Below are 1166 nucleotides of genomic sequence, written 5' to 3' on the forward strand. Positions count from 1 at the left end.
GCGGTGATCACCACGCCCGCCTACTTCAACGACGCCCAGCGTCAGGCCACCAAGGAGGCCGGGCAGATCGCCGGCCTGAACGTGCTGCGGATCGTCAACGAGCCGACAGCCGCCGCGCTGGCCTACGGGCTGGACAAGGGTCAGAAGGAGCAGCGCATCCTGGTCTTCGACCTCGGTGGCGGCACCTTCGACGTGTCGCTGCTGGAGATCGGCGAGGGTGTCGTCGAGGTCCGGGCCACCTCCGGTGACAACCACCTCGGCGGGGACGACTGGGACGACCGCGTCGTCGAGTGGCTGGTCGACAAGTTCAAGGGCACCGCGGGCATCGACCTGACCAAGGACAAGATGGCGATGCAGCGGCTGCGGGAGGCGGCCGAGAAGGCGAAGATCGAGCTGTCCTCCAGCCAGTCCACCTCGATCAACCTCCCCTACATCACCGTCGACTCCGACAAGAACCCGCTGTTCCTCGACGAGCAGCTGAGCCGTTCGGAGTTCCAGAAGATCACCCAGGACCTGCTGGACCGCACCCGCAAGCCGTTCCAGTCGGTGATAGCCGATGCCGCTATCTCGGTGTCGGAGATCGACCATGTGGTGCTGGTGGGTGGTTCCACCCGGATGCCCGCGGTGACCGAGTTGGTCAAGGAGCTCACCGGCGGCAAGGAGCCCAACAAGGGGGTCAACCCCGACGAGGTTGTCGCCGTGGGTGCTGCGCTGCAAGCCGGTGTGCTCAAGGGCGAGGTGAAAGATGTTCTGCTGCTTGATGTTACGCCGCTAAGCCTCGGCATCGAGACCAAGGGCGGGGTGATGACGAAGCTGATCGAGCGCAACACCACGATCCCGACCAAGCGCAGTGAGACCTTCACCACCGCCGACGACAACCAGCCGTCGGTGCAGATCCAGGTCTACCAGGGTGAGCGTGAAATCGCCTCGCACAACAAGCTGCTCGGCTCCTTCGAGCTGACCGGTATCCCGCCTGCTCCGCGCGGCGTGCCACAGATCGAGGTCACCTTCGACATCGACGCCAACGGCATCGTCCACGTCACCGCGAAGGACAAGGGCACCGGCAAGGAGAACACGATCAAGATCCAGGAGGGCTCCGGCCTGTCCCAGGAGGAGATCGACCGGATGATCAAGGACGCCGAGGCGCACGCCGAGGAGGACCGCAA

1 protein-coding gene is annotated in these 1166 nt (G+C 64.8%); it reads left to right on the top strand.

The window, feature by feature from the left end; translation table 11 throughout:
* A partial coding sequence (dnaK, locus tag AC2VOP_RS05925; RefSeq protein ID WP_486960089.1) for a molecular chaperone DnaK occupies positions 1-1166 on the top strand: 1166 nt, incomplete at both ends.

It is taken from the genome of Mycobacterium sp. TH-M106, assembly GCF_057473765.1.